We start from the raw sequence: 7,998 nt of genomic DNA, 5'->3' as shown, positions 1-7,998 counted from the left end.
ACGAGATTCGCCTTAGTCTCGTGGGCTCGGAGATGTGTATAAGAGACAGGCCCCCACCTGTATAGCAATGGCGTATCGCCGCCAACTCGGCGAGCTTGTTGTGCTTTTCATTGTCCTCTTCTCGGGTCACCCTGTCTCCGTCTCTGTCCCTACTCACATTGATACCGCACCGTCGTTCGGCGCCCCCTCCGTGGCTTAAAACGCGGCACCGCCCGCAATATGCGCGTCGCGTCGCCGCAACATCGACTGAATATTTCAATGCCTCTCGGGCTTTTTGACGGGCGTGAGTGCATCACGCCCGTTATCACGACATAATCAAAATATAGGTTTACACCTATATCGTATTTAACCTATAGTGATGAGGAGGTCGTGTGTGGGTCATTGAAACAACAGATACATTTGACGCTTGGTTTTGTTCGTTATGCGATATCGACCGGGCCTGCGTACTTGCGGCGCTCATTGTGTTGCGGGAAAAGGGACCGATGTTGCCAATACCCTACGCCGATACGGTCAAACGTTCCCGCTACAGCAATATGAAAGAGCTGAGAGTGCAAAGCCGGGGAGATCCCATACGCGCTTTTTTCGCCTTTGACCCGCACCGTACCGGTATTTTGCTGTGTGCAGGCAATAAGGCCGGTCATGAAAAACGCTTTTACGATGAAATGATCCCGCTGGCCGATCGGGAGTTCACTCATTATCTTAATCGATTACACAAGAAGGAGTAACGCTATGGGCAGAACGCTGGAACAGCTTATTGCGGATGAAAAACCGGAAGTTGTCGCGGATGCGCGGGCAATGGCCACGGATATGCTGCTGAATATCCACCTTGCCGAACTGCGTGAGAAGGTACAGAAAACACAGGTGGAGATGGCGCAAACGCTGGGCCTGAAACAGCCGACCGTCGCGGGGATGGAGAAACGGGGCCGGGACCTGAAACTGTCCACCCTCAAGCGCTATGTCGAGGCTACCGGCGGCAAGCTGCGGCTTGATGTCGAACTGCCCGACGGTTCGCACTACGGATTTGTGCTCTAAGCGGTGCCGGTCACCGCTTTCTCATTTCGCTGCAATCGGCTCAAACCGTGCTGTCGCCTGCGGGCCTCAGGGGATGCCCGGTTTTTCAGCTATACCACGTCATCCTAAGGCCATGCTCCCCCGACGGTGATACGGTTCTCCCTCGGTCATGCTTTTGTTGTTCTCTGCTTCCCGGCGTGAAACCCACGCGCGACTTTATGCGGCTTCATTCTGGTGCGAAACATCCACCGGTCGCACCAGGATCGTCTCATCCTCGTCCCTTCCGTGCTGCTCAATATTCGTGAACTATCGAATAAAAACAAATTAATCTATTTATTTTTCAATGCATTAAATTTAAAGCCACTTTTATTTTGTGGTTTTGGAATATCCCTTGCTTAGTGTTTGGTACGCACGTTTCTTTTGATGCTGTTGCATAGAACGGATGTGCCAAACGAGCGAATGCCACATCACGGAACGTCAGGTATCACGATGGCAGGGGGGAAGGATGAATAACGCGCTATCTGCACCAGATAAACATCCCAGCACGTTGATGGAGCTGCAAACCGCGATCCGTCTCATATACGGCAGCTTATCTCCGGCGGAAAGGAAGCTGGTGGATGTCATTCTGGATCATCAGCATCACCTTGCCAGCTATAGCGCCACTGAATTAGCTCAGCTGGCGGGCGTTTCCAAATCCACCGCCGCGCGCGTGTTTCGTCGCCTTGGCTTTCAGGATTTCAATCAGTTCCGCATGAAATGCCGCGAGATTGAACCTATGGGCTATTCGCCGCTAAGCAATCTCGAGCAGCGGACGTCGCACCCAAAGACGCTGCGTGAACGGCTGGATGCCCACATTGAGCGCGAGCGTGAAAATCTGGCGGGCATGCAGCAAGACAGCCTGTCGGCAGCGTTGGGGCGTGCGGTCACGCTGATAAGCGGCGCGCGTCGCGTCTGGGTACTCGGCTTTCGCAATAGTTTCGCGACGGCGTTTTACGCGCAGTCGCTGTTTTCTCACATGTTGAGCGATGTGCAGCTGGTCAACGATCCGGCGGCCAGATATGCCGACGTGCTGGCGGACATCCGCCCCACGGACGTGCTGTTCGTCGTGGACTTTCCCCGGCAGGTGCAGCTGCTTGCGCCATTGGTCAGCGTTGCGAAGCACTATCAGGCTCGCATTGTCGCGCTGAGCAACACCCTGGTTTCTGATGTCTGTGCGCTGGCCGATGTCGTTATCCCTTGCGCCGCACGGCACGGCGATATTTTTGATTCCTACACCACCGCCATCAGCATGGTGAATTTCATCGGCAACGAACTGGCCGCCGGTTGTTCCGACAGGGCAAGCCAACGCATGCAGCGCATGGAAGATATCCATCGACAGATTGGCGATCTGTACCCACTGGATCCGCCCTCGACGGCAGACCACAAATGCCGGGATTAGTCCTGTTAACCATTGATTTTCCAGCTTGAGGACATGCGTAATGTTGATATCCCTCTTTGCAAACGTGCCCAAATGGGGTTGCCTGGCGCTACTGTGCCTGTCCGTCGTGGCTTCACCGGCCTATGCGGCAGACCCCGTCAAAGTGAAATTCTCGCTCGACTGGCGTTTCGAAGGCCCCTCGGCCTCGTTTTTGATGGCGAAGGCCAAGGGCTATTTCAGTCAGGAAGGATTGGACGTACAGATTGACTCCGGTAACGGTTCGGTTGGCGCCGTCACCCGGGTCGCGACCGGGACTTATGATATGGCCTTTGCCGATATCAACGCCTTGATCGAGCAAGAGTCCCGGCATCCCGGTACGGGCGTTAAGGGCATTTATATGGTGTATAACGCCACGCCCGCCGCCGTCTTTTTGCTAAAAAGCTCTGGCGTGACGACCCCGGCGGCGTTAGCCGGCAAAACCATCGCCGCCCCGGTATTCGACGCCGCACGCAAGTCCTGGCCGGTCTTTGCGCAAAAAAACGGGTTAAACAAGGATGCCGTTACGTGGCAGTCCGCCGATCCCACCGTGACCGCCAATCTGCTGGTGCGTAAGAACGTCGATGCCATTTCGGGATTCTCTTTTACCAATCTGTTGAATCTGGAGGCGCGCGGCGTCAAGGCGGACGATCTGGTGGTTTTCCCCTATGCGCAATACGGCGTTGACCTCTACGGCAACACCCTCATCGCCAGCAAAACGATGCTGGAACAACATCCGGACATCCTGAAAGCCTTCCTGCGCGCCTTCAACAGAGCGATGCAGGAAACGCTGGCCGATCCCGTCAGCGCGGCCAGCTTCGTGAAAGAACAGGATGCGTTGATCAATCTGCCACTGGAAACGCGGCGCCTGCAACTGGCCTTTGGGCAGCTGGTCGTCACCCCAGAAACCCGCAAGAACGGCTTGGGTGATGTGGATACCGACCGCCTGAACCGGTCCATCAGCGATGTGGTCGCCGCGTTCGCGTTGAAGAATACCCCAACGGCAGACGCAGTATTCACGCGGGCGTTATTGCCCGAACGCGCAGAGCGCTCCGTGCGGTAAATCGCAAGCTGGCCTGATTTCAGGGGAGAACGTGTATGAGTTTCGTGAAATTCGACAATGTCAGTCTGGCCTATCAGCACAGCCAAACGCTGGCGATTGAAGAGATTAACTTCAGCATTGATGAAAATGAGTTTGTGGCGCTGGTCGGCCCTTCCGGGTGCGGCAAGTCGACGTTCATGAAGTTGACCTCTGGGCTGATTTCACCCACCCAGGGCTACGTTTTCGTTAACCAGCGGGAAGTGGCGGGGCCGCAGAAATGCGTCGGCATGGCGTTTCAGGCTTCGAACCTGTTGCCTTGGCGCACCACGCTGGAAAACGTCATGTTGCCGATGGAAATCGTCGAGCCTTACCGTTCAACGCGACATAAAAAAAAGCGGGAGTACGAAGCGCAGGCGCGCGCCTTGCTTAAACGCGTCGGGCTGGAAGGGTATGAGGACAAATTTCCGTGGGAGCTATCCGGTGGGATGCAGCAGCGGGCCTCCATTTGTCGCGCGCTGATCCACAAGCCGCGTTTGCTGATGCTGGATGAACCGTTCGGCGCGCTGGATGCGTTCACCCGTGAAGAGCTGTGGTGCATGGTGCGTGACCTGTGGCAGGACGCGCCTTTCACGGTGGTGCTGGTCACTCACGATCTGCGCGAAGCGGTTTTTCTGGCGGATACCGTGTACGTCATGAGCGCGCGACCCGGCCGCATTATCGCTCGTCGGGAGATCAATCTCCCGCGCCCGCGCGACCTCCAAATCGCCTACACCGATGAATTTGCTCGCGATGTGCTCGCATTGCGCGAACACATCGCTTCTCAACATCATGCATAACGGGACGCCTATCGTGATACCGCGACATACGTTAATCAAACTGGCCCCCTGGGCGCTGCTGCTGTTCATCGGGGGCGTCTGGCAGGCGGTGGTGGTGGGGCTGAATGTCCCGAGTTACCTGTTTCCCTCGGTGAGCGACGTTTACCGCTCATTGATTGCCGACTGGCGTCCCATCGCCGTCCACTCTTTGCAGACCCTGTACACCACGCTGGTGGGATTTGTGCTGGCGGTGGTCTTCGGCCTGGTCTTGGGCGTGGCCGTGGGCGCCTCCACGCTGGTGTACAAATCGATATATCCCCTCTTGGTCGGATTCAACGCGATTCCCAAGGTGGCATTTGTGCCGGTGCTGGTGGTGTGGTTCGGCATCGGCACCCTACCGGCTATCGCCACCGCGTTTCTGATCTCCTTTTTCCCGGTGGTGGTCAACGTTGCCACCGGGCTTGCCACCGTGGAGCCGGAGATGGAAGACGTGCTGCGTTCGCTGGGTGCATCCCGCCTCGACATTCTTAAAAAGGTCGGCTTGCCCCGGTCACTGCCGTATTTCTTCGCTTCATTAAAAGTGGCGATCACGCTGGCCTTTGTCGGCTCGGTGATCTCAGAAACGGTGGCCTCCAATCTGGGGATTGGCTACCTGATGATGGCGGCCAGCTCCAACATGAATATGGCGCTGGTGTTTGCCGGGTTAATCGTCATCGGCGCGATGGGGGTCGTGATGTACGAACTCTTCGCTCTGGTTGAGAAGCGGATGACGCATTGGGCGCATCGTTGATGCAGCACGGTCAACAGAAGGGAGAAGGTGAAGTGATGACGAGCGAGTTACAGATTAACGGCGAACGCCTGATGGCGTCGTTGCATGCGCTGGGCGAGATAGGCGCACTGCCGCAGGGCGGCGTATGCCGACTGGCGCTCAGCGATGAAGATAAACAGGGGCGGGATTGGACCGTCGCGCGTATGCAGGCGCTGGGATTGGCGATTTCGGTCGACGCCATCGGCAATGTCGTGGGCGTCTATCCCGGACTCACCGATGCGCCGCCGGTGATGATGGGGTCGCATATCGATACCGTGGCGACGGGCGGATGGTATGACGGCAACTACGGCGTGCTGTCCGGGCTGGAGGTGATCGCCACGTTAAAAGAGAACGGCCTTCGCCTGCGTCGACCGGTGGCGGTGGCGTTCTTTACCAATGAAGAGGGCGCGCGTTTTCAACCCGACATGATGGGCAGCCTGGTGTATCAGGGAGGACTCGCGCTGGAAACCGCGCTGGCAACGCGCGGCATTGATGGCGTGACCGTGGGCGAGGCGCTGCGTCGCATTGGCTACCACGGCACGGCCTCCGTAGGGGAAAACCACGTCGACAGCTATTTCGAACTGCACATCGAGCAAGGCCCGGTGCTGGATGAAGAGGAAATCAGTATCGGGGTCGTTGAGGGCGTGCAGGGCATTTCCTGGACCGAATTCCAACTGCAAGGCGTCTCCAACCATGCGGGCACCACGCCGATGCGTTTGCGGCGGGATGCTGGCTATGTCGCGGCGCAGATCGGCGTGTTTGCCCGCCAGCTGGCGCAAGCGCTGGGTGGCGATCAGGTAGCGACGGTCGGCCATGCGGTGTTCAGCCCGAATCTGGTCAACGTGATCCCCGACAGGGTGACGCTGACGGTGGATCTACGCAACACGGATGCTGATGCGTTGCGCGAGGCGGAACAGCGCCTGTGGGCGTTTGCCGAGCAGGCGGCGGAAGAGGAAGGGATCGCGCTGCGGCGTCAATCGCTGGCCCGTTTCGAACCAACGCCGTTTGCGCCGGAGATGGTGGCGCTCGTTGAGGCGCAGGCGCGCAAGCGCGGACTGGCGTTCCGCCGCATGCCGAGCGGCGCGGGGCATGATGCGCAGATTATGGCGGAGATGTGTCCGGCGGGAATGATTTTTGTCCCGAGCGTGGCGGGATTAAGCCACAACACGCAGGAGTATACGGCGCCAAAGGATTTGATTGCGGGTGCGAACGTGCTGCTGGGCGCGGTTGTCCAGCGCGCCGATCGCGTCTGATACCGCATGTTTTAGAGGAGAAAGTACTCATGGGGCGTTATGTCAATGTCGCTATCGGCCAGTTAGGGCCGGTCAACAAAGTGGATTCCCGTGCCGCCGTGGTGGCGCGTCTGATGAACCTGATGCGGGAAGCCCATCAGCTGGGCGCGGATCTGATTGTTTATCCCGAGCTGGCGCTCACCACTTTCTTTCCGCGCTGGTACATCGAAGACGAAGCGCAGCTGGACCGGTGGTGTGAAACCGCGATGCCGGGAACCGAAACCTTGCCGCTGTTCGAACTGGCGAAGACCTTGCAGGTGGGGTTTTGTTTGGGCTACGCCGAGCTGAGCCGGGAGCAAGGAGAAAAGAAACGCTTTAATACGTCGATTCTGGTGGATAAAAGCGGCGAAATCGTCGGCAAATACCACAAGGTTCACCTGCCGGGACACCGTGAGCACGAACCCTGGCGCGCGTTCCAGCATCTGGAAAAGCGCTATTTCACGCCCGGCAATGAATTTCCGGTGTTTGACGCCTTTGACGGTCGGTTCGGCATGGCGATCTGCAACGATCGTCGCTGGTGCGAAACCTATCGCGTGATGGGGCTACAGGGGGTGGAAATGGTGCTGATTGGCTACAACACGCCGGTACACAACGCGCCTGCGCCGGAACACGATGACCTGTCGCTGTTCCATAACCAGCTGTCTATGCAGGCTGGGGCCTATCAGAACGGAACCTGGGTCGTCGGCGTGGCGAAGGCGGGGACGGAAGAGGGGGTCGATCACATCGGCGGCAGCTGCATTATCGCACCCTCGGGCGAAGTGGTCGCCCGCTGTGTCACCAAAGGCGACGAAGTGGCCATCGCCCACTGCGATCTCGATTTCTGCCAGATCTACAAACGCACTACCTTCAATTTCGATCTGCATCGTCAGCCTCAGGCTTACGGCCTTATCACCACGATCAAAGGCGAAGCGCTGCTGGCTGACGGCAGTCCGCGTCACCCATGAGGTTAACAATGGAAGAAACAAAAGACGGAGTGGACATGCAGACCGTGGGCCGCGAAGTCCCTCGCGTTGACGGTCTGGGCAAAGTGAAAGGCAGCGCGGTGTATGGGGACGACATCGTCATGAAAGAGATGTTGTACGGCGTGTGCCGCTATGCCGATATCGCCGCGGGTCGGGTGGAAGAGGTTGACCTGAGCGCGGCATTAGACGTGCCGGGCGTCGTCAAGATCGCCACCTGGCGCGATGTGCCCGGCGAAAGTCACATCGGCGTGGTAATGGCGGACTACCCGCCGCTGGTCAAAGACAATATCGCTTTTCGCGGCGACGTGATTGCCGTGATTGCGGCTGAAAGTTATGAGGCCGCCTGTCTGGCGGCGGATAAGATCCGCGTGCGCTATACGCCGTTCGAACCAATCACCGGCGTCGAGGAGGCGCTGAAGCCGGATGCGCGGTTGATCCACCCCGGCAGCGCCAGCAACGTGATTAACCATCACCATACGATCAAGGGCGATATCGACGCGGGGTTTGCCGCCTCCCGTCACATCTTTGAACGAGAATATGAGGTGGGGTATCAGGAGCATGCCTACATTGAGCCGGAATCGATCATCGCCTGGCTCGATGATAACGAACAAATCA

Annotated in this window: 9 protein-coding genes; all 9 read left to right on the top strand. The window is 57.9% G+C overall.

Annotated elements, in window-relative coordinates:
- Positions 1-371 precede the first annotated feature (371 nt).
- The gene (locus tag Q7O77_RS11820; protein WP_304167390.1) at positions 372-725 is read left to right on the top strand and encodes a type II toxin-antitoxin system RelE/ParE family toxin; all 354 of its coding nucleotides are present in this window, start codon (positions 372-374) and stop codon (positions 723-725) included.
- Positions 726-729: 4 nt separating this feature from the next.
- Positions 730-1,032 (top strand): helix-turn-helix domain-containing protein, encoded by a 303-nt coding sequence (locus Q7O77_RS11815; protein WP_304167387.1) that lies wholly within the window; start codon positions 730-732, stop codon positions 1,030-1,032.
- A gap of 484 nt (positions 1,033-1,516) precedes the next feature.
- On the top strand, positions 1,517-2,449 hold the full coding sequence (locus Q7O77_RS11810; RefSeq protein ID WP_304167385.1) for a MurR/RpiR family transcriptional regulator: 933 nt from the start codon (positions 1,517-1,519) through the stop codon (positions 2,447-2,449).
- A 40-nt stretch (positions 2,450-2,489) separates the two neighbouring features.
- The gene (locus tag Q7O77_RS11805) at positions 2,490-3,527 is read left to right on the top strand and encodes an ABC transporter substrate-binding protein (protein ID WP_304167383.1); all 1,038 of its coding nucleotides are present in this window, start codon (positions 2,490-2,492) and stop codon (positions 3,525-3,527) included.
- Between the two features lie 35 nt (positions 3,528-3,562).
- Positions 3,563-4,342: an ABC transporter ATP-binding protein gene (locus Q7O77_RS11800; protein WP_304167380.1), complete on the top strand. Its 780-nt coding sequence runs from the start codon at positions 3,563-3,565 to the stop codon at positions 4,340-4,342.
- Positions 4,343-4,355: 13 nt separating this feature from the next.
- Positions 4,356-5,111 carry an ABC transporter permease gene (locus Q7O77_RS11795; RefSeq protein ID WP_304167378.1) on the top strand — a complete coding sequence of 252 codons (756 nt, stop codon included), beginning with the start codon at positions 4,356-4,358 and terminating at the stop codon, positions 5,109-5,111.
- A gap of 35 nt (positions 5,112-5,146) precedes the next feature.
- The gene (locus Q7O77_RS11790; RefSeq protein ID WP_304167374.1) at positions 5,147-6,382 is read left to right on the top strand and encodes a Zn-dependent hydrolase; all 1,236 of its coding nucleotides are present in this window, start codon (positions 5,147-5,149) and stop codon (positions 6,380-6,382) included.
- A gap of 29 nt (positions 6,383-6,411) precedes the next feature.
- On the top strand, positions 6,412-7,365 hold the full coding sequence (locus tag Q7O77_RS11785) for an N-carbamoyl-D-amino-acid hydrolase (protein ID WP_304167371.1): 954 nt from the start codon (positions 6,412-6,414) through the stop codon (positions 7,363-7,365).
- Positions 7,366-7,373: 8 nt separating this feature from the next.
- The coding region (locus Q7O77_RS11780; protein WP_304167369.1) for a xanthine dehydrogenase family protein molybdopterin-binding subunit at positions 7,374-7,998 on the top strand (625 nt) is incomplete at its 3' end.

The organism is Lonsdalea britannica (genome assembly GCF_946477055.1).
In the GTDB taxonomy this organism is placed as follows: domain Bacteria; phylum Pseudomonadota; class Gammaproteobacteria; order Enterobacterales; family Enterobacteriaceae; genus Lonsdalea; species Lonsdalea britannica_A.
This window is presented reverse-complemented; position numbering and strand designations above follow the sequence as displayed.